Here is a 25,588-nt window from a genome sequence, read left to right on the forward strand (position 1 = left end):
GGGACGGCGCGGTCGGCGGCCTCGGCGGGGCGTTCGCTGATGTTGACCATGTCCTTGATTCCGCCGGGGGTGCGTTCCCGCCGGGCCTGGGCCTGCCGGCGCGGCATCCGCAGTGCCCGCCCGGTCCGTAACGCCTGGGTGAGTTCGCGGCGCAGCGCGCCCCTGCCCTGGACATACAGGGCTTGGTAGATCGTCTCGTGGGACACCCGCATCTCCGGCCGGTCGGGGAACTCCAGCACCAGTCTCCGCGAGATCTGGCGCGGGGACCACGTGCGGTCCAGGCGGTCCTGCACCACGTCCCGCAGTACCGGGTCGGCGGCCAGCTTCGCCACTTTCGGGCGTGTCGCGCGTTCCTCGGCAGCGTGCTGGGCGCTGACGGCCCGATAGACACCGGACCGGCCGGTGTTGCGGGCCAGCTCGCGTGACACCGTCGAGGCCGGGCGGCCGATCGCCCGCCCGATCGCGCGGGGCCCCTGGCCCGCGGCGGTCAGGCAGGCGATCTCCTCCCGCTCGGCCAGGCTCAACCGGACCGGGCCGGGCCGGCGAGGTGCGTTACCGATCACCCCGCCAGCCTGCCGGAACAACCGGACCCCCGACGTCGGGGACAGCCCCACCAGCCGGGCCGCCGGCTTCGCCGCCACCCCGGCCCGGACCCGCTCCCAAAACTCCACCCGCACCGACCGCGGCAACCACCGATAAACCCGCACAACCCCGCCCCTCCATCAGACGGTGTTGCAACAACCCCATGACTCCGAGCCTCCTTAAGGGATCCAGAGTCCCTCAAGGAGGCCTTCACGGACACGCGGGATCAGCTGACCGGCACCTCCGGGGCAAGGGAGTTGCCGGGCGCGATCTTCCCGCAGCTGGACGGCGCGGTCTTGCCCGCGAACCGGTCGTTGAGCCAGCCGATGGCCTGCGGCGCCCAGGCGACGGCCGCCCCGACGTGGCTCAGCGTGTTGTACTGGTGGTACTTGATCGACTTGTTGCCGGTGTCGCAGTACTGCCGCGCGAGCGAGCGCACGTCACCGGCGACCATCACCCCGTCGCCGGTCCCGATCCCCGGCGGATTGCCGAAAGTGCCTTCCACGACACCGTTGTTGCCCTGCGCGATGAAGCCGGGCACGGTGGGCGTCGGCGCGGAACCGAGGTTGATCTTGTTGACGGCCTCGACGTACGGCAGCACCTTGTTCGGGTTGACGTACTCGGGCTTGACGAATTTCTCCCACGTCAGCCCGGGATACCGGCCGAGCGCGTCGACGATCGACGCCTTTTCCATGTCCTTGAGCACCTGAAGGCCGTAAGAATTCGCGTACGGTTTGAGATCGATGCCGAAGGACCGCGAGACGCCGATGAGCGCCATCGGAATGACGCCGGTCCACGCAACGCTGCCGTTGACGTACTTGAGATTGTGCGACGGCTTGACGAGCACTCCGCCTTCGGTGAAACCGACCAGGTTCTTGTTGACCTCCGGCGCGTAATCCGGCGCGAGCGCGGCGGCCCACCCCGTCGCGATGGCCCCGCCCGAATACCCGATGAGACCGAACCGGGTCTTGTCGTTCATGCCCGTTCCCGGAGCCCGCGTCGCGGCACGGATCGAATCCAGGGTGTTCGTCCCGTATTCCGGCCCGGCGGCGAAGTTCGCCTTCTGGCCTTCGGTGTCGGGAATGACGACGTTGTAACCCAGTAGCAGGGCGGGCGCGATGAACAACGACTCCGCGTTGGCGATCAGGCCGCCGAGCGAGACGTCACCGGCGATCGCCCTCGACGGGCCGTGCTCGGGGTTGAGCGAATCGTAGAACGATTGGTACGAAACGGCTTTGGTGCTGTCGCCGGTGAGGCTCCGCAACACCGAAGTGACGTTGGCGGACGGCTTCCCCTGCGCGTCGGTGGACCGGTACAGCAACTGGGTCACCTTGAGCGGCGTGGCAATGCCGATGACGTGGTAATTGAGCGTCCGGGTCTTCAGCACGGTCCCGGGGCTGTACGACGACAACGGTTCGCTGCCGTCGTAACTGTAGAACGGATCGGTGGCGGGGGCGGCGGAGGCGGCGGGCGCGGCGGCGAAACCGACGATGAGGGCGATCGCGACGGCCAGCAGACGAGCGGGCTTTCGGGTCATGACTCCCCTTTGAATCATGAAGTGGATCACGTTTGGATGCCCGGAACCTACCAGTCGGTAACTGATGATGTACAGGCTCGTACATGATTAATTGCGCGACGTTGACACTTCTTCCGCTCCCGTTTGGACGGAGCACGGCTCGGACAGGGTGCGCGTTGTGATCCAGCACAAAAGCGGCAGGGCGATCAACGGGACCAAGGCCGTTTGCAAGGAGGTGTGGTCGGCGACCGTCCCGATGACGGGGCTCGCCAGACCGCCGATGCTGACCGTCAGGCCGAGGGTGACGCCGCTGGCGGTGCCGACACGCGTGGGGAGGTAGTCCTGGGCGAGCGTGATCTGCAAGGAGAACGGGATGTACAGGCCCACCGCGGCCAGCAGGACGAACGGGAAGAACGCCGGCCCCGGCACGAACACGACACCCGCTACCGCGCCGACGGTCGCCAGATACGACCGGCGCACCACGGTGACGCGGTCCCTGCGCCCGGCCAGCCTGCTGCCGAGCACCGTGCCCGCGGCGCCGCCGAGGTAGAGCAGGAACAGCGCGGTGCTGCCCGTCGCCGTGCCGCCTCCGACCCGTTGCTGCGCGTAGAGCGAGACGAAGGTGCTCAGGCCGACGAACACGATCGAGCGGAAGACGACGGCCGCCGACAGCTTCGTGAACGACCGCCAGTCGTCAACGCCCGTCGCCTCCGCCGAGGAGCCGGCGGTGCGCGTGGTCCTGGCGAGGGCACGCAGTACGGGCAGGCACAGCACGGAACCGGCCAGCGCCGGTAGAACGAGCAGCGGTGACATCCGCAGCCCGCCGAGCGTCATGACCGCGGCGACGAGGACGGGGGCGGTGGCGAAGCCGATGTTCCCGCCGAGGGAGAACCAGCCCATGGCCGTATGCCTGCCACCGCCGGCGATCCTCGCGACCCGCGCGGCCTCGGGGTGGTAGGCGGCCACCCCGATTCCGGACACGGCGACGAAAGTCAGCGTCAGCGCGTAGGAGCCGACCAGCCCGCCGAGGGCGATGCCGAGCCCGCCGAGAAGCGTGGCGGACGGCAGCAACCACGGCATCGCCCATCGATCGGTCAGCGCGCCGAACAACGGCTGCGCCACCGACGACAGCAACGAAGCGGCGAGCACGATGCCGGACACCGCCGCGTAGCCGTAGGCACGCTCGCCGGCGAAGAACGGCACCAGAGCGGCGACCGAACCTTGGTACACGTCCACGCACGCGTGCCCGGCCGACAGCAGGACGATCGCTTTGTTCTTCGACACGTCGTCATGCTCGTGGCGGGCGGTCGTGTCGCGCTTCCGATAAATTGACAATGAATGACGGAAATCCGCCACATGCCCGCGGCGCCGACCCAGGTGCGATCCCTGGCCTCCGGCGCGACGATCGACGCGCATCGCCACGACGATCACCAGGTCGCCTACGCCGCTCGTGGCGTACTGGCCATCACCACCGACAGGGGTTCCTGGGTCGCGCCCGCGACGAGGGCCGTCTGGGTGCCCGCCGGGACCGTGCACGCCCATCAGGCGCACGGCGACCTCGAACTCCGTCTCGTCGGCCTGCCCGCCACCGTGAACCCGTTGCGGCTGAACGAACCGAGCGTGCTGGCCGTCGGACCCCTCCTGCGTGAACTCATCCGCGCCTACACCGATCCGCCGCACGACGACACCCCGGAACGACGGCGGCTGCGCGCGGTACTGCTCGATCGGCTTCGCGTTTCGCCGCAGCGACCGCTGCACTTGCCGACGCCAGCCGACCCGCGGCTTCGCGCACTGTGCGAGATCCTCAGCGCCGATCCGGCCGACAACCGGACGCTGGCCGCTCTCGGTGCGCGGGTGGGGGCGAGTGACCGCACCCTGGCCCGGCTCTTCAAAGCCGACCTCGGCATGACCTTCCCGCAATGGCGCACGCAACTGCGGCTCTACCGCGCTTTGGTCCTTTTGGCGGAGGACACACCCGTGACCGCGGTGGCGCACGCTTGCGGCTGGTCGTCCGCCAGTGCGTTCATCGACGTCTTCCGCCGCGCCTTCGGGCATACGCCGGGCACGCACCACGGCCGGTGAACGCGAAAACGGGGCCGGTCCACAAAGGACCGGCCCCGCTCTTCGTCCGGTTCTTACGCCTCGCTACGGCGACGGCGCACCAGCAGCACCATCAGCACACCCGCGCCGAGGAGCGCGCCACCGATGATCAGCGGCATGGTCGCGGAAGCACCGGTGTTGGCCAGCTCGTCGCCGCCACCCGATTCGGCGCCACCGGGGGTGGTGGGGGCCGGGGTTTCGGTGACGGGCGCGCCGCCCTGCTTCCAGCTCGCGGTCGCGTTCGCGACGACCGAGGTCTTCTCGGACTCCGCGACGATCAGGGACTGGGCGGGCACCTTGTCGTAGTTCTCGCCCACGAACAGACGGCCGGTGTCGAGGTGGCCGCTGACCTTCAGCGAGAACGAGCCGGAGCCGTCCTTGGCGTCCTTGGGGACGTCGATGTAGATCTTGGTGCCGTCCTTGACGTCGGCGGCCTTGATCGCCTTGCCGTCGGCGTCGGTGACCTTGACGCCCTCGGGCAGCTTGCTCGTCAGCTCGGTGATGTCACCGCTCGTGGCGACGCTGAACGGGCCGATCCGGGTGCCGGGGGCGCCGTCGGCCTTGGCCGGGTCGACGTTGAGGGTCGGCTTCGGCTGCTGGCCGATGCCGACGTTGTCCTTGCCGACGAGGTAGTCGTAGACGGCCAGCACGTCGGCGGCGTCTTCCGCCGCGCCGCCCGAAATCGGGTCGGTGCGCTTCAGGTCCTTGCCGTCGCTGAAGTGCCAGACCGCGGCCTGCGTCGCGGTGATGGCCTCCTTGACGGAGAGGCCGCCGTTGAGCTTGACGTCACTCTTGCCGAGGGTGCCCTCGAGCGCCTTGACCGACGCCGCCGGGTAGCCGTGGTGCAGCACCCAGTTGAGCTTCGCGCTGTTCTTGTTGAACGGCGACTTGGTGTCCGGGTACTTGTTCCACGGACGTTCGATCATGTCCTGATCGGTGCGCATGCCGACCTCGACCTGCACGCAGTACATCTTGAGCTTGCTGCCGTCCGACAGCTTCAGCGTGAACAGCACCGTGTCGGCGGGCTTGCCGTTCTCGAAGTTGACGCCGAACCCGCCGTTGCCCTCTTTTTGGACGACCCGGCCCCGCGCCGCGCCATCGTCGGCGAGGGCGGCCGGAGCGGCCATCGTCAGCGCGACGGCCGCGGTGGCCACCGCGATCCCGCCGCGAACCAGAACTGACCTGCCGTGCATGTGTCTCCCATCCGGATACGGACCACGAATGCCAGCGCCGCATGCGACCACAGGCCCCGACCGCAACGGCTCGCCCGATCGGGGGATGACTAATCCCATCGAGCGAGAGCGGAGCATACAGAGGTCTCACAAGTGGCTACTCAGGGGTATGGCTCATGTCCGATTTGCCCACTGAGAAGGGTGAACGGCAAGAAAACGATCTTGGGCGAGTGGGTGACCTGCTGTGAGCGGGCTCCGCGGTCGCGACGTGCGGTCCGGGCTCTGCCGGAGGCGTGGCCGATCGGAGAGGGTCGCTCGAAACGGAATTGTCCGGCAGGTCATTGAGCGGCTTGTCGAATCGATTCCGGTACCCTTTTCCTTTACCGCCGGATCTCCTTTTCGTTGTGTTCGCTCTATCGCTTGTCCGCGGGCGTGGAAGTGGTCACCGCCGGATGGGGTGTCGGAGGTCACAGTATGTGGCGATGTATCCCGATCCTCCTGCGTTCAGGTGTATCAAGCGTTCGGGGTGGGTGGCCACCTTGGTTCTTTCGGGTAGATGTCCCTGCCTTGCCGGGAGGGATCAAGCTCGGCGAGGTAGACAGGGAGGTTCGGGGATTCCCGGGGCGGACGTGGCAGTGTGGCACTACGAGGATCCGTGCCCGGTTATTGCGCGGATAAAAGAATATGGCCGTGTGGGGAGACACGAGCATGCGATCTTTGGCACGTGACCCGCGACTTTCTTCGTCGTGGAACTCTGTTCTCGAAAGTGAAGAATCGCGCCTGCGCAATTCATGCTCGAATTGCCGCCGGTCGGGGTGCGGTCATGGGAGATGACGGCGCCCCGATTCCCCGGCAGTTGCCGCCCGTCCCCGCGCATTTCACCAGCAGGACCGCTGAACTCGAAGCGCTCGACTCCGCCGCGGCCGGGCGGGAGGACGACTCGGTCGACCGGTCGCCCGCGGTGACGGTGGTGGTCGGGCCGGGCGGGGTGGGCAAGACCGCGCTCGCGGTCACCTGGGCGGTCCGGAACGCCAGGCGCTACCCGTCGGGGCAACTGTATGCGGATCTACGCGGATTCTCGCCGGAGACGGCCGTGCCGCCCGAGGACGCGCTCGGTGCGTTCTTACGTGCGCTCGGGGTCCCTCCGGAGCGGGTTCCGGTCGAACTGGCCGAACAAGCGGCGTTGTTCCGGACCACCACCGCGGGGATGCGACTGCTGCTGGTGGTGGACAACGCGATCTCGGCCGCCCAGGTGCGGCCGCTGATCCCGGCTTCGTCGGGCTGCGTCGTGGTGGTCACCAGCAGGCTGAGGCTGGACGGCCTGCACGCGGACGGTGCTCGGTTCGTCGACATGGCGCCCCTGCCGGAAGAGCACGCCGTCGAGTTGTTGACGCGCTCGGTGGGCGAGTCGAGGGTCGCCGGCGAACTCCCGGACGTGACGACATTGGCGGCCCTGTGCGGCCGCCTGCCGATCGCGCTCCGGGTGGCAGGCGCCAGGTTGGCGTCGCGGCCGAAGTGGCCGGTGGCCAGGATGGTGGCGGAGCTCCGTGACGAACGGGTGCGTTTGACGAAGCTGTCGCCGGTGGGGGAGGCGTCGTTGACGGCTACGTTCGATTCGTCCTATGCGGCGTTGTCGCCGCATGCGGCCAGGCTCTACCGGCTGGTCAGTGAGTACCCGGGGCTGACGGTCGAAGTGGGAGCGGCGGCCGCGGCGGCACGGGTTTCCGAGACCGAGGCCGCGAACGGGCTTCAAGAGCTGGCGGACGCCAGCCTCCTCGAGGAAGTCGGCGAAGACGGCTACAGATTCCATGATCTGGTGCGGCTGCACGCACGCGCGTTGGCCGACGACGAACGGCTCGAAGTCGTTCCGCGTATCGCGGAGTGGTATCTGCACCGGATGACGCGGGCGAACATGGTGGTGATCCCGATGCGCTGGAGGGTCGGTACCGTGCACGCCCGATACGAGGATTCACCGGCGTTGTTCGCCACGGGCGCCGAAGCGCTTGCCTGGCTGGACGAACGCCTCGCGGACATCGTCGAGTTGCTCGACGAGACCTCGGCTCTGCGGCACGACGAACTCACGTGGCAACTGTGCGAAGCCTTATGGGAGCTCTTTCTCTACCGCAAGCACTATCAGCTGTGGATCCGGACGCATGAAGTCGGCATCACCGCCGCACACCGGTGTGGGGACGCGGTCGCCGAGGCTCGGTTGCGCTGCCAACTCGGTCGTGCCTATCTGGATCTGGGCCGGTTCGAAGCCGCTGAACTCGAATGCTCGCGGGCCGTGGAACTGGCAAGGAGAGCCGGGAGCAGGCACAACGAGTCCGTGGCCTTGGACCAGCTGGGCGTGGCGGCGCAAGGTCGTGGCGACTTCGAGCGGGCGGTCGGGTTTTTCGGCGAAAGTCTCGTGATCGAAGGGGAACTCGGGATCGGCCGCGGCGTCGCCCAGCGGCACCGGCGGATCGGCGAGGCCTTGTTGCAGGCGGGCCGGCTCGCCGACGCCGCCCGGCAGCTGCGCCTCGCTCAAGAGATGTTCGGCGAAATCGGCGATGGGAAGGCCGAGGCCTTGACCACCCTGGCGCTCGCGCGGATCGACGCGCGGGCCGGCGAGATCACCGCGGCGAAACGCGAGCTCGAACGCGCCGCCGCGGTGCTCGACAAGTCAGGTTCGGCCGTCTATCAATCCGATGTGTGGGTGGCGTTCGCCGAGGTCGCTGAGCTCGAGGGTGATCTCGGCGCCGCTCGTGGCCATCTGATCAAGGCGCTGGACCTCTGCGGTCCGATCGGCGGGCTGCGGGTCGAACGGGCCCGTGCTCGGTTGGACGCCTTGGACACACGGCGCGATCAGCCGCAGCAGCCGGAGCCGGCGTCCGGCGAGTGACCACAGAAAGGCCCCCGCGCCCGCCAGTTCGGCGGACTCGCACGGGATGACGACCCTGTCTCCCGTGCGGTCGCCGACAAGACAGCGCCCAGGGGAACACGCGACGGCGACGATCGTGAGACCGGGCAGCCGGTCGAAGTCGCTCGCGATCACGTCACGGGCGTCCGCGACCAGGTGCGGCCCTGAATGGACGAGCACGTCGGCCAGGGAGGTGCGAGTTCCGCCGTTCGCGCCGGACAGGAGGAACGACGTTCCTGCGGCGTCTATACGACAGCTCCCGGCCGTGACGCGCAACCGCGCTACAAGGGCCAGCACGGGAGCACCTCCGCCATCGGGACGGGCGAGACCGGGACGGCTCTGGTGGGTTCGGGCAGACCGAGAAGCCGGTACATCTCGGTGCGCAGGATCGCTCCGGCGCGGCCCGGCCGCGACGACAACAAGCCGCGGACGCGCTCGGCCATGCCGGCGGACTCCGCCTCGCGCAGCAGGGGGAGAAGAGTACTGCCGGGTATCCAGCGGGGTGCGCGTTCCGCGACGACCGCGCTGGGCGTGCCCGGCAACAACGGCTCGGTGCCGTCCACGGCCAAGAGCACCGGTTTGCCGATGGCCGCCGCGTAGCCGGTCACCGAGCCGTAGTCGCCGATGACGTGATCGGCGGCGATCAGGGCGGCCCGCCAGCTCCCTTCGGGACGCAAAAGCTCGAGCCCGGACCGCAGACTGTCGGCCAGCCAGCTGCGGATCTGCCAAAGGCTGTGGTGCGACCAGATCTGCGGGTGAAGGACGCCGAGCACCCGGAAGTGTTCGGGGGGAAGCTCGCTGAGCACCCGTTCGAACAGGTCATGGTGACGTCCGAACGCCGACCTGTCTGACCAGGTCGAGGTGACGACCACCAGCCGCCGGTCATCGGTCACGCCGAGACCTCTCCGGTAGTGATCGCGGAAGGGAAGGCTGGCGACGAGCCGATCCAGCGCGATGTCACCCGCGACCACAGCGGCGGGGACCGCGCCGGGGCAGGTCTCGGCGAGGATGTCCATCTCGCGGTCGTGGACGAGCACGAGCGAGTCGGCGCGCACCCGTCCTTCCCGCATCAGCTGGCCCGCGTCGAGCCCGACCTGGGGAGTCCAGCCGGGCCCGGCGTCCGGGGGCCGCCACGGCCGGTACTGGCCGAATCCGCCGCCGTGCGGGACGAGCAATACCGGCCCCGCGACCTCGTCGATGCCGCGCTGGCTGGCGGCGAGCACGAGGTCGTATTCACCGCGCTTGGCCTGCGCCCAGGGCAGGACTATTCCCCCTTGGGCCTCCACGAAGTCGTGAGTGGCGCGCCAGGATTCCCACTCCGGGACGGTGAAGGTCGACTGGACACGGTGGTCGGCCTCGAAGAGCGGAAGCAGATCGAGGAGCCGGTTTCCGGCGACGATGTGCGGGATCATCACCAGCACGGATTTGACGCCCTTGCGTGTCGCCCAGTGCTGATCGGAGCCATTCACCGGGCTGTGGACCCACGATAACTCGGTCATGAAATTCCCCTCGCTCGAACTCCGGTATCCGCAGTCAGCATGGGAGTGATCGTGGAGAAAACGGCTTCGGCCGGTTGTCAGTTCATTGACAGATGATCAACGGTGATCGCCGAAGTTTGACAATTAAGCCGATGACCTGGCCTTATGCGCGGACTGGTGGAAAAATGATCCGGCGGGACAGGGGTGGCGAACCCGGGTTCGCCATGGGGAAGGGGCGCACTCGTGGAAATCGCTTTCGGAATTCTCGGGCAGACGGCCATGCTAATGCACGGGAATGTGGATGTGAACTGGGCGGGTCCTCGGCCGAGACAGGTGCTGACCGCGTTGCTGACGGCGCCGAACCGTCGATTGTCACTGGATGCCGTCGTGGACTGGGTATGGGAAGAACACGAGAAGGCGCCACAGGACGCCCACTCGACGCTTCACCAGAACGCGACCAAGCTGCGCCGGGCGTTCCACGAAAAATCCGTGCCCGCGAACGTGAGTGTGGGTAAAGGGGGTTGCCTGCTGGAGATCGAGCCGGCGCTGATCGATCACTTCGCCTTCCAGGCCACGATGGACAAGGCCCGCCGGTTCCGTGAACTCGGTCAGCACGACCGCGCGCTGGTCGAGGCGCTTGCGGCCGTCCGGTTGTGCCGTGACGAAGCCTTGGCCGATCTCCGGACCGAGCGTGCCGATGGATGGCGCGCCTTATGGGAGCGTAGTGAGTGGATCCCCGCCAACGCGTTCGTCGTGGCGGAGCACTTGGCGACCGGACAAGCCGACGCCGCGGTGCGGAAACTGGTGGAACTCGAACAGGTTCATCCGAGGGAACTGAGCTTCGAGAAACTGCGAATACGGGCGCTGGCCGAAGCCGATCAGCCCGCCGAAGCCGCCGACTTCTTTCGGGCGACGTATGCCCGTTACCGTGAGGCGGGGGAGACAAGGGCCGCGGAAGAACTGCGGGCCGTCAACGACAAGGTACTGATCAGGCCGGAACGGGTGATTCCCCGCCGCAAACCGGCTTCGCTCGATTCCGCCGGCCAAAACGAGCACGTGATCCGGCATTTGCCGCCGGATGTCGACGACGTCGCGGGAAGGGCCGATCTGATCGCGCTGCTCGACGCTTACACGACCGATTCCGCGGGCGCGCCGAAACGTGCCACGGTGGTGGTGACCGGAGGACCCGGGGTCGGGAAGACGACCTTGACGGCCAAATGGGCCCATCGTGCGGAACGACGGTACCGGCATGGCGCGGTCATGCTGGATCTTCGCGGGGACAGTCAAGCAGCGAAGGCCGACGCCCCCGAAATAGTCGACACACTCCTGTCGTTGCTTGATTTTCCCGTGGATCAAGTGGTCAATCCGATCGCCCGCGCCGCGAAACTGTCGGCGTTGCTCGCCCGGCGCTCGATGCTCGTGATCCTCGACAACGTGCGCAGTTCCGATCAGGTGGCGCCGCTGCTGGGAGTCCTGTCGTCGTGCACCGTACTGATCGTTTCGAGGTGGCGCCTGAAGTCCTTGTCGGCGAAGCTGACCCCGCCGGTGATCACGGTCTCCCCGCTCGGCGACCGGTATTCCTCCGCCCTGTTGACCCGGCGAATCGGTCACCGCGCGCGAGACGACGCGGAAGGGATCGAAGAGCTGGTGCGGTTGTGCCGGGGCAACCCGCTGGCGCTGACCCTGGTGGCCGAACGCGCCGTTTCCCGGGCAGGCACACGGATGCGGACCTTGGCGACCCAGTTGCGCGACGCCGAACTGTTGCTGGACCTCGGCGACGAGGGCGACTGGCCGGGGATGAGCCTGAGGTCCGCCTTCGCCCTTTCGTATCAGGACCTCGAGCCCGCCGAGCGGCGTGTGTTCGCCCTGATCGGCCTGCATCCGAGCGCCGAGATGACCACCGCGGTGATCGCCGCGGCGGACCGGCGCCCGGCGTCGGAGGTACGGCGCTCGCTCGACATACTGGTCGCCGCGCACCTGATCGAGCATCCCGCCGACCTCGACCGCTACCGGGTGCACGACCTTCTGCATCTGTACGCCGCGTCCCTGGCCGCCCAGTTGTCCGATGTGGACCTCGCGCGGAGGAAGATGTTCGAGTTCTACCTACGCGTGGTCATCGACGCGTATCGCTTGCAGTTCCCGCACAAGGAACTGCTGAACCTGCCTCCGATGGTGCGGGCGGCGCCCACACCAGGGTTCCGGAACGTCGCCGAAGCACGGCAGTGGGTGTTGCGGGAACGAACGTCGATCATGGCGATCAGCGCGGCGTCGGAAGGTGTTCTCAACGGTATTTCGTACCTCCTGCCCGCGATGGCCTCGGAATTCTTCATCTTGCAGGGGAGGTACGCCGACGCGATCGAGGGACTGACCATCGCAGTCCGCGCCGCGACGGCGCAAGGCGACGTGGGCTCGTTGGCTTCGTGCCTGAACGACCTGGGGGTGGTGCACATGCTCAGCGGCGCCGACGACGCGGCCGAGCAGTGTCTCCTGCGCGCGCTCGAACTGGCGGACTCCCACGGGATCGCGATCGGCGGGGTGACGGTCAGGCTGAACCTGGCCCGAGTGCATTTCCACGCCGGTCGCGCAGCCGAAGCGGTCGAAAGGTACCGGAAGGTGTTGCCGTCCGTTCGTGCGCTGGGCGAGCCGATGCTGTGCGCCAGAGCGGAGCACCGCTTCGCCGACGCGCTGCTCGAGATGGGCGGTCACGACGAGGAAGCGCTCGCTCTGTACCGGGAGGCCTTGAGGCATCGGCGCGACGTCGGCGATGCCACTGAACTGATGCGGGCTCACGCCGCCCTCGGTGCGTTGCTGGTCCGCCTCGGCAGGCTCGCCGAAGCGTCCGTGGAGTGCACGGCTGGGCAGGCGCTGGTCGAGGCGAGTCAAGATCTTCCGACGGCCATGAAGCTCAACACGGTGCTCGCTCAGCTTCGGCACGCGGAGGGTGACGCCCGGGCGGCGCTGCGGCACGCGCATCTGGCGGTCGCCCTGGCGAACCGGACCCGGCACGCGACGGGGCGGGCGCGGGCCCTTTCCGCCCTGGCCGCCGTCATCTGGGAGCACGGCGATCCCGAGGACGCGCGGGAGCTGTGGCAGGAGGCCGCAGAGCTCTACCGCGGGCGGGCTCGGCTGGCGAAGGCGGCCGCGATCGAGGCGCTGCTGGCCGAACTGGACGCGTACGGACCGCTCGTCCCGGCGGCCCGTAAAGGTGACGGAGACACCGTGGCGATGCCCCCGCCGCATCTCCTGGATCACCTGCGGCCACCGTTCCTGAAGGCCCGCCGCCCTACCGCTGAGTAGTCACCGGAAAGAGTGAACGAACCCTTCATTAAGACCACTCAGAGCTGGTTGTGGATGGTTTGACCAGCTCGTTTGAGCTGAATAATTTTCGCAAATACGACCGAGTTGTGGCTACTCTGAAGTAGTTTCGAGTGGTGTGAGTGGGATGCCGCTCGCTCGCGGGTCCCTCGCGGATCACGTCTGCGGCATTCGACGCTTGCCGACTTGCGTCGTCGCAGAGAGAAACCGCAGTTCAGGCGTTCGTGTGACGTGTCGTTACCGTCATCTGCGTGGAAGTGTGATGGGGCGCTTTCAGGCCCATTCTCGGCATCTGTACTCTTCCCTCAGTCGCCCTGTGGAGACGTCGGCCGGAACCCGCTCGGAATGTGAAAGAGCGCCTAGTGAACTTAAAGACGTGACCTCATCCGGCTCACCCTATACCCGTTTTGCAGATGAGAGGAACCGTGCGACGGTGTTCAAGCGTTACATTTGGATCGTGTACTTTGCGTGACGGTCGACGTCATGCGCTGTAAGTAGGACCCTGGTTCTCCGGGCATGGCGACGCCCGCCCGGAGAACCAGGCTTCGGCAGGCAATCGGCGCCTGTGGCTACTGTCGGCCCCGCGGGCGAAGGACGACACCTTCCGCTAGGAGGACCCGGCGGGTCTGGTCGTAGCTCATACCGTGGATGGCCGCCAGCTGGCGAATGCTTCGCCCCGCCAGGTACGCGTTGACGAGCCCCGGTGGCGTGGGCGGGAGCGGGATCTTCGGCGGCCGGAGCGTGACGCCGGCGGCCAGTAGGACGGTTCTGACCTTGCGGTAGCTCAGCGCGTGACGTTCCGCCAGGTTTTCGATCGTCTCGCCGTCGTTGTAGCGGCGGACGAGTTCGGCGTACAGCGAACCTGCGTCGGTATGGTCCCCGGCGCTGTCGTCTTCCTCGGTCATCAGATCATCGCCGCCCCGCGCAGCTCGATGGTCATCCGATGCGAGGACCCTTGCGGTCCAAGCTTCATTCCGACCTTCCAGCCAAGGGCACGAAGGCCTGTTTCCATACCGCTGACCGAGTAATTCCACCTGGACGTGGTGTGCTGCGTCGGCGTGTCGCCGACAACTCGCGGGGGCATGATGTCCATTCCAGGCTTGCTTCGTGAGAATTCGAGCGCTTCGGCGTAGTCGCTTCGGGGGAAAGAAACCGACCGGAACCTCGCGAATGGAGGTACCGCCGCTCCTCCGGTCGCTGTTGAATTGGACCAGACCATTCACTGGCGATTGGAGTCCTCATGACGCGACGGCACCTCCGCCGGGGGTTGTCCCTGGTGGCCGGGCTCGCGTTGGCCGGCGCACTGCTCCCGGCCGCGAGCAGTGCGGAAACCCTGGAAGCGCGGGGTGTTCCGCTCGGCGAGCTGACGGCCACGGCGACCAAGGTCGCGTCCGGGCTGGTCAATCCGACCGCGATCACGGCGCTGAACGACGGGAGCGGCCGGATCCTCATCGTGGAGAAGAGAGGCGTCGTCCGGGCCTACCATCCCCGGACCGGGCTCGCCGCCAAGCCGGTCCTGGACATCAGCGACAAGGTGAACGGCGCGGACGTCGAGCGCGGGCTGCTCGGGCTGGCGATCGCCAGGGACGGGCGGGCTTACGTCGCGTACACCCGCAAGTCCGACAGCGCGGTGACGCTGTCCCGCGTCCGGCTGGACACCGGAGAGCTCACCGAACTGATCACCCAGCCGCATTCCGAGTTCCCCAACCACAACGGCGGCCAGCTGGCGTTCGGTCCGGACGGGTATCTGTACTGGGGGATCGGTGACGGCGGCGGAGGCGGCGATCCGCTGGCCAGTGGGCAGCGCCTGGACACCTTGCTGGGCAAGATCCTGCGTGTCGACGTCAACCGCGCGTGCCGTCCGCTGAAGTACTGCGTTCCGGCGGGCAATCCGTTCGTCGGCGTCGCGGGCGCGCGTCCGGAGATCTGGTCGTACGGGCTCCGCAATCCGTGGCGGTTCTCCTTCGACCCGGCGGACGGTTCGCTGTGGATCGGCGACGTCGGCCAAGGGCGGTTCGAGGAGGTCGACCACCTCGCCAGGGGCAAGGGCGGCGCGAACTTCGGCTGGTCCTGCAAAGAGGGACCGGTCGTCTTCGACGAGACGCGCTGCGAGGACGGCGCGACCTACACCGATCCGGTCTTCCACTACATCTCCGGCGCGGAAGGCTGCGCGGTGATCGGCGGGCACGTCTACCGCGGCAGGAAGTACGCGGCACTGGCAGGCGGGACCTACCTCGCCACCGACTTCTGCCAGGGAACGGCCTGGGCCGTCCGCAAGAAGACCGACGGCACCTACGAAAGCGCCCGGATCGGCGAGTTCCCGCTCGACGCCACCACGTTCGGCACCGATCAGCACGGCGAACTGTACCTCGCCGACGAAACCCCCGGTGGACTCCACCGGATCTCGTTCGGGCGCAAGGGATAGAGGCCCGCCCCGGCCGCGTCCGCCCGGCGCGGCCGGGGCACCCGATCGCGTTTCATCAAGTTTTCATCATCGCTCCCTAGCGTGGGGTCGTCCGGTGAAAACAGTGATGGAGGGCGACGTGGAGCAAACATTCCCACCCGGAGGCGCGCAGTGGCCGCCGCCGCAGGGCTGGGTCCCGCAACCGGTACCGGGGCCGCCCGCCCGGAAACCCCGGTGGCTGCTGTTCGGCGGGATCGCCGGACTGGTGGTGGTGCTCCTCGCGGGTCTGACGACCTGGCTCCTGTGGCCGTCGAAAGGGGACCGCGAACCCTTCGAGCAGGCACTCGCCGGGCTTTCCTCCGCGCCCGCCGTCCGGAACAGCACCTCCGGGGTCGGCGGGATGATCAAGACGGACGTCAAGACCACCGCGCACGGCGAGACGTCGGGCACGATGTCCTTCCGGGGCAAGAAGATCGACATCCTGGTCGTCGGCGGCAAGGTCTACTTCAAGGCGCCGGACGGCATGCTGCCCGGGTCGGTGGCGGACGCGGGCGGGACCGACGAGCTCAAGGACCGGTGGATCACCGGCGAGGACGCGCTGTTCGGCCCGGCTCTGCAGCAGTTCGAATCCCCGGAGAAACTCGCCGCCCGGCTGCGCGCGGCGCTGGACCGGGCGGACGAGATCCCCGCGGACCAGAACGAGAACGTCCGGGACGTTCCTGCGCTGAAGGCGAGCACGCCGGCGGGTGACCTGTACGTCTCGAAGGAGGCGCCGCGCCGCCTTCTCCGCTACTCCCTGAAAATGCCCGGCGGGATACCGTCCATGCCCGGCTCGGAGTCACAGCCGCCGATGCCGTCCGGCGCCGGCCTCGGTGAGTCCGATGTGGACGCTTTGTCCCCGCAGGAGACCGACGCCGTCTACGAAGACCTGACGACGAACACCAAGAAGCTGTCCGGTGCCGTCGACACCAGTGTGCGGTTCGACATGAACGGCGCGGCCACGGTCGCGTGCAGCTCGTCGGGCTGCACGGTGACGGCGAACGTGTCCAACTCCGCCTCGGCGAGCAGCGGCGGGAAGGTCAGCGGCCAGGTCAACGCCACGATGACCGCGAACGTGACCATCGGTGGCCGCCCGGCGGGCAGTTGCCGGGAAACCGCCGGCCTGCCGTTGAACGGCTCGGCTTCGATCACCTGTGTCAACGGCGGGGCCGGGAGCGTCTTCTCGTCCGTCGAAGCGGAGAAGAAGGCGGACGCCGAAGCGCGATCGCGCGCCTCCGGCGGCGTGCCGGTCCAGTACCGGATCGAGAGCATCGCGTCGGTCGCCGTGCTGGCCGAAGCGATCGGGCAGGTCGAGATCACCCGTCTGGTCGACGAGTTGACGGAACGGCGGTCGAAGCTCGGCGGCTGACCGGATACAGAACAGCGCCGGGCGAACGGCTTCGATGCCGCGCGCCCGGCGCTTTCGCGTCCCGTTCGTCCGGGTCAGTCCGTGCCGGATTCGATCGCGGCGTGGTCCAGCAGTTCGTCCTCGGCCGAAGCCTTGCCGCGCGAGGCGATCGCCTGCGCGCCGCCCGCGTCCATGGCCCCGATCAGGCCGGTCGACGCGGCCTGCGCGGCGCCGATCAGCGTCGGGTGCCCGCCGCCGACCATGCCGAGCCCGGCGTACTGCTCCAGCTTGGCGCGCGAGTCCGCGATGTCGAGGTTCCGCATGGTGAGCTGGCCGATCCGGTCCACCGGGCCGAACGCCGAGTCCTCGGTGCGCTCCATGGACAGCTTGTCCGGGTGGTAGCTGAAGAACGGGCCGGTGGTGTCGAGGATCGAGTAGTCCTCGCCGCGCCGCAGCCGCAGGGTGACCTCGCCGGTGACGGCCGCGCCGACCCACCGCTGCAGCGATTCGCGCAGCATCATCGCCTGCGGGTCCAGCCAGCGGCCTTCGTACATGAGCCTGCCGAGACGACGGCCTTCGTTGTGGTAGCTGGCGAGGGTGTCCTCGTTGTGGATCGCGTTGACGAGCCGCTCGTACGCCGCGTGCAGCAGCGCCATGCCAGGCGCCTCGTAGATCCCGCGGCTCTTGGCCTCGATGATCCGGTTCTCGATCTGGTCGGACATGCCGAGCCCGTGCCGCCCGCCGATGGCGTTGGCCTCCAGGACCAGGTCGACCGCGGTGGCGAACTCCTTGCCGTTGATCGTCACCGGGCGGCCCTGCTCGAAGCCGATCGTGACGTCCTCCGGCGCGATCTCGACCTCGGGGTCCCAGAACCGGACGCCCATGATCGGGTTCACGATCTCGATGCCGGTGTCGAGGTGCTCCAGCGACTTGGCCTCGTGCGTCGCGCCCCAGATGTTCGCGTCGGTGGAGTAGGCCTTCTCGGTGCTGTCCCGGTACGGCAGGCCGTGGGCCTGCAGCCACTCGGACATCTCCTTGCGGCCGCCGAGCTCGCTGACGAACGCGGCGTCCAGCCACGGCTTGTAGATCCGCAGGGACGGGTTCGCGAGCAGCCCGTAACGGTAGAACCGCTCGATGTCGTTGCCCTTGAAGGTGGACCCGTCGCCCCAGATCTGGACGTCGTCCTCGAGCATCGCGCGCACCAGCAGCGTGCCGGTGACCGCGCGGCCGAGCGGGGTCGTGTTGAAGTAGGTGCGGCCGCCGTTGCGGATGTGGAAGGCGCCGCAGGCCAGCGCCGCGAGCCCTTCCTCGACCAGTGCGGCCTTGCAGTCGACGGCGCGCGCGATCTCGGCGCCGTAGGCCTTCGCCCGGCCAGGGACCGACGCGATGTCGGGTTCGTCGTACTGGCCGATGTCAGCGGTGTAGGTGCACGGCACTGCACCCTTCTCGCGCATCCACGCGACCGCTACCGAGGTGTCGAGGCCGCCGGAGAAGGCGATCCCGACGCGTTCGCCGACAGGCAGAGAGGTGAGTACCTTGGACATGATGGAAGTATATGCATAGGAGTGTATGACCATGCAAGCCGGGGTGAGCAGGGCAACTCGGGTGGGTGGCCGCGTGGGGCGTGAGCCGCCTGAAGTACATGAAGGACCCCTTCCTGTACCTAGGCGCAAGGATGGGGGCCTTTATGTACTTCGCAAGGTGTGAAGCGAACCTGGCGGTCACCAAGGTCGTGTAGGCCTCCTTCACTACCGTCAGGGTAGGCAAGGAGGCCTTTACGACCTGACCCACGATCAGCCGTCGCCAAAACCCAGTAGGTGCCTAAGACGCGCTTTGCCCTGACACGAATCGCCACTTGCGACCTGTCCGTGCGCCCGGTCGCGCCGAATACCGGGCATGAAGACTTCGCGGGCGGACCGGGAACCACGCCTCCCTTGCTTCGGCGCGGCGCTGATCGGTGTCGTGGCCCTCGCCGCGGCGCTGGCGGCGGGTCATCTGGTGGCCGGGTTCATCAGCGTCAACGCCTCGCCGTACCTCGCGGTCGGCAACGGGGCGATCGACCTGACGCCGGTGGAGCTGAAGGATTTCGCGGTCCGGACGTTCGGTGTCTACGACAAGCTCGTGCTGCTCGGCGGGATGGCCGTCGTGATGGTGCTCGCCGCCGCCGTGGCGGGGATCGTCTCGCGCCGGTCACCCGTTCCGGGGGTCGTGCTGATCGCCGCCTTCGGTTTGCTGGGCGGACTCGCCGTGTCGCAGCGCCCCGACCTCTCGCTGGTCGCGCTGCTCGCCCCGCTGGCCAGCCTGATCACCGGGGTCGGCGTGTTCCTCTGGTTGCATCGCCTGGCCTCGGTCAAGCCCCAGGTCGAAGCCTCGGGCACCGCGCCGTCACGCAGGTCGGTGCTGCTGGCCGGAGCCGGTGCCGTCGTCGCCGCGGGTGCGGCGGGGGCCGGAGGGCAGCTTCTCTCCGGGACCAGGGACGCGGAGTCTTCCCGGGCGGCCGTCGGACGGCTCGTGCCCGCCGAGCCGGCGCCGCCGATCCCGGCCGACGCGGATTTCGCCAAACTGGGCACGCCGACGTTCCTCACCTCGAACCGCGACTTCTACCGCGTCGACACCGCGCTGTCGGTGCCGCAGGTCCGCGCCGAGGACTGGAGTCTCCGGCTGCATGGCATGGTGCGCGACGAAAAACGGTTCAGCTACGCCGACATCCGCGACCGGCCGCTGATCGAGCGCACCATCACGATGACCTGCGTGTCCAACGAGGTCGGCGGGACCTATGTGTCCACGGCGAACTTCATCGGCGTCGACCTCGGGGATCTGCTGCGGGAGGCCGAAGTCCTGCCCGGTGCCGAGCAGATCTTCTCGACCAGCGCCGACGGCTGGACGGCGGGCAGCCCGGTCGTGGCCGCGCTCGACCCGGAACGCGGTGCGATGCTGGCGATCGGGATGAACGGCGAACCGCTCCCGGTCGAACACGGTTTTCCCGCGCGAATGGTGATCCCCGGTCTCTACGGCTACGTTTCGGCGACGAAATGGGTCAAGGACCTGGAGATCACCACTTGGAAAGCGCGCCGCGCCTACTGGCTCGATCGCGGCTGGGGTGAACAGGCCCCGATCAAAACGCAGTCCAGGATCGACAGTCCGAAAGGCTTCGAAACAGTGCCCGCGGGCAAGGTCCGGATCTCCGGCGTGGCGTGGGCGCAGCACACCGGCGTCGAGCGGGTCGAAGTCCGCCTCGGCCCGAGCGGGAACTGGCGGCCCGCAACACTTTCCCGAGAGGTCAGCGTCGACACCTGGCGGATGTGGTGGACCGAATTCGACGTCCCGCCCGGCAGTCACCAGGTCACCGTCCGGGCCGTCGACAAATCCGGCTACACCCAGACCGACGCCCGCGCCGGAACCGTTCCGGACGGCGCGACGGGCAGGCACGTCATCAGTTTCACCGCACGGTGATCGGCGTCACTCGAAAGTGTGGCAATCCGATTTCGCGGTGGTTCCGAATACCCGGTAAGAGTCCGAAAAACAAATGGAGTGATTTTCCGTGAGCAAGCTTCGCGTCGCAGGAATCGGTTTCACCGCGGTCACCGCGCTGGCACTGGCCGCCTGCAGCAGCAACGACAGCGCTTCGTCCGGCAGCTCCAGCAGCGCCCCCGCGCCCGCCCCGTCCTCGTCCATGTCGGCCCCGATGTCCAGCGCCGCTACCGGTGACGGGGTCACCACCAACGCCGACGTGTTCGGCCCGGCGTGTTCGCAGCTGCCGCAGGGCAGTGCGCCCGGTTCGCTCGACTCGATGGGCCCGCAGCCGGTGGCCAGCGCCGCGTCGACCAACCCGCTGCTGACCAAGCTGGTCGCCGCGGTGAAGGCCACCAACCTGGTGGACACCCTCAACAGCCAGCAGGCCATCACCGTGTTCGCCCCGGCGGACCCGGCCTTCCAGGCCCTCGGCGACGCCAAGTTCACCGAGCTGGCGGGCAAGCCGGACCAGCTGGCCCCGATCCTGCAGTACCACGTCGTCGGCAAGCGTTACGACGCCAAGGGCCTGGAGTCCGCCAAATCCGTGGAGAGCCTGAACACCGCGGGCGGCCCGGTCAAGATCGAGGGCTCCGGCGAGAACATGACCGTCAACGGCGCGAAGGTGCTGTGCGGCAACATCCCCACCAAGAACGCCACCGTCTTCGTCATCGACAAGGTGCTGACCCCTGGCACCAACAAGAACTAGGTCCCCACCCCTGATCGCGGTGGCCACGCTTCCGGGCGTGGCCACCGCGATTTTCCTGTCAGGGAACGAGCGCCGCGGCGTCCACGTCGGTCACGACGATCCGCAGGCTCGCGTTCTCCCACGGGGTTCCGGTGAGCACCGCGCGCAAGGCGGCCCCGGCGGCCTCCGTGAGCGGCGGTATCGGCACCTCCAGCGCGACCACGCGGATCTCGACGACGTTCTCCGAGATGTCGACGGCCATCACGTCGAGGTCCCACGGCACCGCCGAAGCGGCGGCCGTGGTGGACGGGGTCGCCGCGCGGAGCCCCGGCACCTCGCGGAGCGTGCTCAGCAGCGACGCGGTCAATTCGGAACGTGCGGTCACAACAGTCCTCCACGGATTTCGATGTCCAAAATGGACACGGAGACGGCCGACGGGGTGAGCCCGGTCGCCTCGGTGACCGCCTTGCCGACGGCACGCTGCACCGCCTGCGCCGTCGCCGCCGCCTGGTCCAGCCCGGAGAGGGAGAGGTCGATCTCCACCCGGACGTCCGGCGGATCGTGCTCGACGAACGCGCGGACGCCTTCCGTCGGCGCCGGTTCGAGGCCCTTGATCCGCTGCCGCGCGATCCGGGTCAATGATCCGGCGAGCCCGCGCAAGCCGGGTTCCAGGCGGACCACGCCGGGGACCTGGGTCGCGGCGTGCGCGGCGACGGCCGCGATCACCGGAGGGGAGATCACCGTCTCGACCAGTGGCCTGGCCGGGGCCTGCTCACGCGTCATAGATGTCCTCCACCACCAGATCGAGCCGGGCCAGCCGGAGACCCACCCTGGCGCCGGCCGCCGCCGTGACCCGCTCACGGACCAGGTCCAGCGAGTCACCGTCGAAATCATGCGCGATCGCCAGGCTCAGCTCCACGTCCACGGCCAGCGCGTCGGTGTCTTCGCCCGACCGGTGGACCCGGCAACGCCGCGCGCGGACACCGTCGACGGAGTCCGCGGCGAACCGCAGCACCGCCGCGACCGCCTGATCGCTCACCTGTACGTCACCCGGTTCCGGGCTGGCCAGCGGCACCAGGTCACGGCGCCGCACCTCGGCGCGGATCGCGGACATGATCCGGCTGGTGAGATCCGGCGACGGCTCGGCGTCGTCTTCGGCCAGTTGCCTGGTCAGCCCGCGCAGCACCCGGAGGCTTTCGCGGGTCGCCCGGCAGTGCGGGCAGTCGAGTTCGTGCGTATCCGCCCGGCCGGCGTCGACCTCGTCGAGCCGGTCCCAGATCTGTTCCACATCACGGCCGCACGGCAGCAGGTAGTCGCGGGTCGCGTGGTTCATCGCCATGGCGCCATCACCTCCGCCAACTGTGCTCGTGCTCGCGCGATGCGTCCGCGCACCGCGGTGGTGGTCGCCCCGATCGCCTTCGCGATCTCCTCGTAGGAGCGCCCGTGGACCTCGCGTAACAACCAGCAGGCGCGTTGCTCGGCGGTCAGCTGGTCCAACGCCCCGGTCAGCGCCGTCATCTGCGCGCTCGTCTCCGCCGCGCGTTCGGGCCGCCCGACCGAACCGGCGGACTCCTGCTGATCCAGCTCGACGTCGGCCACCGGCTTCCTGGCGCGGATCACGTTCAGGCACCGGTTGGTCGTCATCCGGTAGAGCCAGCCGACGAACGCCGCGTCCTCCTGCAACTGGCCGAGCCGTCGCCAGGCGACGAGGAACACCTCCTGGACGACGTCCTCGGCGTCCCCTTTGTTCCCGAGCATCCGCAGCGCCAGCCGGTACATCGGCCCCTGGAACCGCAGGACGAGCTGCTCATACGCGCGGACCTCGCCGTCGCGGGCGCGCGCGACCAACGTCGCGTCGTCCAACACGGTTTCGCCCGCCGCGAGCGGTTCGGTTCTCTCCGAAGTCGTCATCGAGCGCACCTGTGCAGCGCCGTCATGCCGAAGCTCCCTTCACCTCACCAGGTAAGACACGGCTTCCCCGGAAACGTCACGCGGGAAACCCAGCCGACCACGGCACCGCGGATCGCGCACGCCGAAGTCACGTGATCGCCCGCCGTCGGAACGCCCAGAGACCCGCGGGGGTGAACACGACCAGCGCCAAGGCCAGCGCGAGCACGCAGAGCCACCCGGGCAGATGAGCGATCTGCGGCGTGAGCGCGCCACGCAGGCCTTCGCTGACGTAGGTCATGGGGTTCAGCGCGCACAACGCCCGGAACCAGGGGACCGCGGCGAGTTCCGGGAAGGGGAACTGGGCGGAGCCGGTGAACAGCAGTGGCGGCATCACGAGCGAAAAGGTGATCCCGATCCGGGCAGGCGAGACGAGTGAGCCGATCGTCACCCCGGCCGCGCCGCCGGCCAGCGCGCCGAGCACGGTGTACCCCAGTGCCGCCGGGAGGCCTGCCGCTCGCCAGGACAGCTCACCGAGTACGAGCGCGCCGACCGGGACCATGAGAACGGCCGTGACCAGCCCTCGCGACGCCGCCGCGAAGATCCGCTCGACGACGATCCAGGCGAGCGGTACGGGTGCCCGCAGCCTGTTCTCGATGGTGCGGGTGGCGAATTCCATGGCGAGCGGGAAGGACGCGTTCTGGGCGGCGGCGAAGAAGGCGTTCAGCGCGACGAGGCCGGGCAGGAGCAGCCGCGCGTAGCCGGGCGGGGTGTAGCCGAGCGCACCCAGGACCTTCCCGAACACCAGGAGCATCAGCAGGGGTTGCATGAGCACCTGCGCCAGCACCCCGCCGAGCTGCTTCCGGGTGATGAGCAGATCGTGTTCCAGCAGACCCCAGAACACTCGCCACGGACTCGGAGTCATATATGAAGCGTACGCTTGCCTATTGAAGTATCCGACCTTGGTCTTCTTCCCAAAAAGGCAAGTGTTAGAGTTGTACTGTGAGTGAAGCCACGCAGACCGCCGAAGCGGTGCGCTGGGCCGTTTCGCGGTTGTCGTCCCGTCTCCGGGCCGAGCAACCCGGCGAAGACCGGAGCCTGAGCAGACTGGCCGCGTCGGTGCTGGCGAACCTGCGGCACAGCGGGCCGCTGACCGTCAGCGCGCTCGCCGCGATCGAGGGACTCCAGCCGCAGTCGCTGACCAGGGTGCTGAACGCGCTCGAAGCGGAAGGCCGCGTGGCCAGGCGCCCCGACGAGCACGACCGGCGGGCGCAGCGGATCGCGATCACCGACCTCGGCCGCGAAGCGCTGCGAGAGCATGTGCGGGACGGCAACCGCTGGCTGGCCAGTGCGCTCGGCGAAGCGCTGACCCCCGCCGAACGGGAGATCGTGCGCGTAGCGGCGGGGTTGCTGCTCCAGGTCGCCGAGCACGGAGCCGGGGGCGAACGCGGCCACGGTGCCGCGCCACCACTCTGATCAGCCCAGCCGGGCGAGGGCGGGGTACTCGTCGAGGGTGATGTCGGTGGCCAGCCGGTCGGTCACCCACAGCATCGAGCGCAGCAGAATCCGCCGCCGGAACATCAGGTCGCGCAGCTTGATCCGCAGGTTCGTGGGTGGCGCGAGGAACGGACCGGCGTTGGCGCTGCGGGCCACCTTGGCGTAGCCGCGGAACTTCTCGTCGTAGCGGCGGAAAGCGAGCTCGTGGTCGCCGTCCGCCGCGGCGAGTTCGCCGGCGATGACGTACGCGGCCACGATCGCGAGCCCGGTGCCGAAGCCGCCGAGGGTGTTGCCGTAGGCCGCGTCACCGAGGAGCGCGACGCGTCCGGTGGAGTATCCGTCCATCGCGACACGGGCGATCGAGTCGAGGTAGACGTCGTCCGAGCGCTTCACCATCGCCAGCAGTTCGGGCAGCCGCCAGCCGCCGCCGTCGAACGCGGCGGCCAGGATCTCCTTCTGCTGCCCGATGTCGTACCGGTCGTAGGCGATTTCGGGGGAAGCGAACACGAAGAACGCGCTCGCCTTGGGCCCGCCGGTGGCCGCCATGCGTCCGGGCTCGTTGTACATCACCGCCGGGCCGCCGTCGGTCTCTTCGGTTTCGACCAGGGCGTAGTAGTGACCGAGGTGTTTCACGTAATCGGCTTCGGGGCCGAACGCCAGCCGTCGCACGGTGGAGTGGATGCCGTCGGCGCCGAAGACGAGGCCGAAGCGCCTCGGGGCACCGCGCTCGAAGGTGACGTCGACGCCGTCGGCGGTCTCGGTCAGCGAAGCGATCGAGTCGCCGAAGACGTACTCGCAGTCCCGCTCGGTCCGTGCGTGGAGGATCCGGGCCAGGTCGCCGCGCCCGATCTCGACGTCGCCACCGGTGAACTCGCCGGGCAGGACGGCGAGCGGCCGTCCCTCGGCGTCGACGATGGTCTGGTCGAGCCCGCCGGTCTGGTGCTCGCGGATCTCGTCGAGGATGCCCATCCGCTCCAGCACGAAACGGTGGGTGGCGCCCTTGAAGTCGACCGCCTGTCCGCCGCCGCGGAGTTCCCGCGACCGCTCGACGACGGTGACCGCGTAGCCCTGGCGGGAGAGCCAGAACGCTAGGGCAGGGCCGGCGATGCCGGCGCCTGAGATGAGGACTGTCCTGTTCGTCATGGCGGGAGCT

At 68.4% G+C, this 25,588-nt stretch carries 21 protein-coding genes; 8 read left to right on the plus strand and 13 right to left on the minus strand.

Features of this window, described 5'->3' with window-relative positions:
* From ACFVM3_RS07750 to ACFVM3_RS07760, 3 genes are all read right to left on the minus strand, one after another.
* Nucleotides 1-563: IS30 family transposase (locus tag ACFVM3_RS07750; RefSeq protein ID WP_378436844.1), on the minus strand; the 563-nt coding region annotated here is incomplete at its 3' end.
* 245 nt (nt 564-808) lie between these two features.
* Nucleotides 809-2,119, minus strand: coding sequence for a lipase family protein (locus ACFVM3_RS07755; RefSeq protein WP_378436617.1), 1,311 nt, complete (start codon nt 2,117-2,119; stop codon nt 809-811).
* An 87-nt stretch (nt 2,120-2,206) separates the two neighbouring features.
* The gene (locus ACFVM3_RS07760) at nt 2,207-3,382 is read right to left on the minus strand and encodes an MFS transporter (protein WP_378436618.1); all 1,176 of its coding nucleotides are present in this window, start codon (nt 3,380-3,382) and stop codon (nt 2,207-2,209) included.
* A 54-nt stretch (nt 3,383-3,436) separates the two neighbouring features.
* Here ACFVM3_RS07760 and ACFVM3_RS07765 point away from each other — a divergent pair, with 54 nt between their 5' ends.
* Nucleotides 3,437-4,180 carry an AraC family transcriptional regulator gene (locus ACFVM3_RS07765; protein WP_378436620.1) on the plus strand — a complete coding sequence of 248 codons (744 nt, stop codon included), beginning with the start codon at nt 3,437-3,439 and terminating at the stop codon, nt 4,178-4,180.
* 53 nt (nt 4,181-4,233) lie between these two features.
* Here the strand turns inward: ACFVM3_RS07765 and ACFVM3_RS07770 are convergent, their stop codons facing one another.
* Nucleotides 4,234-5,391, minus strand: a complete 1,158-nt coding sequence (locus ACFVM3_RS07770; protein ID WP_378436621.1) for a Cys-Gln thioester bond-forming surface protein — start codon at nt 5,389-5,391, stop codon at nt 4,234-4,236.
* Between the two features lie 802 nt (nt 5,392-6,193).
* Between ACFVM3_RS07770 and ACFVM3_RS07775 the strand changes: the two genes are divergently transcribed.
* Nucleotides 6,194-8,251, plus strand: coding sequence for a tetratricopeptide repeat protein (locus ACFVM3_RS07775; RefSeq protein WP_378436623.1), 2,058 nt, complete (start codon nt 6,194-6,196; stop codon nt 8,249-8,251).
* Between the two features lie 299 nt (nt 8,252-8,550).
* Here the strand turns inward: ACFVM3_RS07775 and ACFVM3_RS07780 are convergent, their stop codons facing one another.
* Nucleotides 8,551-9,768: a hypothetical protein gene (locus ACFVM3_RS07780; RefSeq protein WP_378436625.1), complete on the minus strand. Its 1,218-nt coding sequence runs from the start codon at nt 9,766-9,768 to the stop codon at nt 8,551-8,553.
* 366 nt (nt 9,769-10,134) lie between these two features.
* Here ACFVM3_RS07780 and ACFVM3_RS07785 point away from each other — a divergent pair, with 366 nt between their 5' ends.
* Nucleotides 10,135-13,044 carry a tetratricopeptide repeat protein gene (locus ACFVM3_RS07785; protein ID WP_378436626.1) on the plus strand — a complete coding sequence of 970 codons (2,910 nt, stop codon included), beginning with the start codon at nt 10,135-10,137 and terminating at the stop codon, nt 13,042-13,044.
* A 587-nt stretch (nt 13,045-13,631) separates the two neighbouring features.
* Here the strand turns inward: ACFVM3_RS07785 and ACFVM3_RS07790 are convergent.
* The gene (locus ACFVM3_RS07790) at nt 13,632-13,967 is read right to left on the minus strand and encodes a helix-turn-helix domain-containing protein (protein ID WP_378436628.1); all 336 of its coding nucleotides are present in this window, start codon (nt 13,965-13,967) and stop codon (nt 13,632-13,634) included.
* Nucleotides 13,968-14,302: 335 nt separating this feature from the next.
* Here ACFVM3_RS07790 and ACFVM3_RS07795 point away from each other — a divergent pair, with 335 nt between their 5' ends.
* Nucleotides 14,303-15,487: a PQQ-dependent sugar dehydrogenase gene (locus tag ACFVM3_RS07795; RefSeq protein WP_378436630.1), complete on the plus strand. Its 1,185-nt coding sequence runs from the start codon at nt 14,303-14,305 to the stop codon at nt 15,485-15,487.
* 118 nt (nt 15,488-15,605) lie between these two features.
* Complete coding sequence (locus tag ACFVM3_RS07800) at nt 15,606-16,874, plus strand: SON protein (protein WP_378436632.1); 1,269 nt, start codon at nt 15,606-15,608, stop codon at nt 16,872-16,874.
* Between the two features lie 74 nt (nt 16,875-16,948).
* On the opposite strand, the gene argG is transcribed toward ACFVM3_RS07800, so the two are convergent.
* Nucleotides 16,949-18,397, minus strand: coding sequence for an argininosuccinate synthase (argG, locus tag ACFVM3_RS07805; protein ID WP_378436634.1), 1,449 nt, complete (start codon nt 18,395-18,397; stop codon nt 16,949-16,951).
* Between the two features lie 352 nt (nt 18,398-18,749).
* On the opposite strand from argG, the gene ACFVM3_RS07810 reads away from it, so the two are divergent.
* Together ACFVM3_RS07810 and ACFVM3_RS07815 are read left to right on the plus strand one after the other, a co-directional pair.
* The gene (locus tag ACFVM3_RS07810) at nt 18,750-20,306 is read left to right on the plus strand and encodes a molybdopterin-dependent oxidoreductase (protein ID WP_378436636.1); all 1,557 of its coding nucleotides are present in this window, start codon (nt 18,750-18,752) and stop codon (nt 20,304-20,306) included.
* An 88-nt stretch (nt 20,307-20,394) separates the two neighbouring features.
* Nucleotides 20,395-21,072 (plus strand): fasciclin domain-containing protein, encoded by a 678-nt coding sequence (locus tag ACFVM3_RS07815; protein WP_378436638.1) that lies wholly within the window; start codon nt 20,395-20,397, stop codon nt 21,070-21,072.
* A gap of 58 nt (nt 21,073-21,130) precedes the next feature.
* Here ACFVM3_RS07815 and ACFVM3_RS07820 read toward each other — a convergent pair whose 3' ends face one another.
* From ACFVM3_RS07820 to ACFVM3_RS07840, 5 genes are all read right to left on the minus strand, one after another.
* Nucleotides 21,131-21,436, minus strand: coding sequence for a hypothetical protein (locus tag ACFVM3_RS07820; RefSeq protein WP_378436639.1), 306 nt, complete (start codon nt 21,434-21,436; stop codon nt 21,131-21,133).
* Nucleotides 21,433-21,834 (minus strand): Asp23/Gls24 family envelope stress response protein, encoded by a 402-nt coding sequence (locus tag ACFVM3_RS07825; RefSeq protein ID WP_378436641.1) that lies wholly within the window; start codon nt 21,832-21,834, stop codon nt 21,433-21,435. The genes ACFVM3_RS07820 and ACFVM3_RS07825 overlap by 4 nt, the downstream gene beginning before the upstream one ends.
* The gene (locus tag ACFVM3_RS07830; RefSeq protein ID WP_378436643.1) at nt 21,824-22,390 is read right to left on the minus strand and encodes an Asp23/Gls24 family envelope stress response protein; all 567 of its coding nucleotides are present in this window, start codon (nt 22,388-22,390) and stop codon (nt 21,824-21,826) included. Before ACFVM3_RS07830 ends, ACFVM3_RS07825 begins: the two co-directional genes overlap by 11 nt.
* Entirely contained in the window at nt 22,381-22,962 is a 582-nt protein-coding gene (locus ACFVM3_RS07835; protein ID WP_378436645.1) for an RNA polymerase sigma factor, read from the minus strand. Before ACFVM3_RS07835 ends, ACFVM3_RS07830 begins: the two co-directional genes overlap by 10 nt.
* A gap of 127 nt (nt 22,963-23,089) precedes the next feature.
* Complete coding sequence (locus ACFVM3_RS07840) at nt 23,090-23,863, minus strand: ABC transporter permease (RefSeq protein WP_378436647.1); 774 nt, start codon at nt 23,861-23,863, stop codon at nt 23,090-23,092.
* Between the two features lie 77 nt (nt 23,864-23,940).
* On the opposite strand from ACFVM3_RS07840, the gene ACFVM3_RS07845 reads away from it, so the two are divergent.
* Nucleotides 23,941-24,414: a MarR family winged helix-turn-helix transcriptional regulator gene (locus ACFVM3_RS07845; protein WP_378436649.1), complete on the plus strand. Its 474-nt coding sequence runs from the start codon at nt 23,941-23,943 to the stop codon at nt 24,412-24,414.
* On the opposite strand, the gene ACFVM3_RS07850 is transcribed toward ACFVM3_RS07845, so the two are convergent.
* Entirely contained in the window at nt 24,415-25,578 is a 1,164-nt protein-coding gene (locus tag ACFVM3_RS07850) for an FAD-dependent monooxygenase (protein WP_378436650.1), read from the minus strand.
* Nucleotides 25,579-25,588 lie beyond the last annotated feature (10 nt).

The sequence above is a fragment of the Amycolatopsis sp. NPDC057786 genome, assembly GCF_042797905.1.
In the GTDB taxonomy this organism is placed as follows: domain Bacteria; phylum Actinomycetota; class Actinomycetes; order Mycobacteriales; family Pseudonocardiaceae; genus Amycolatopsis.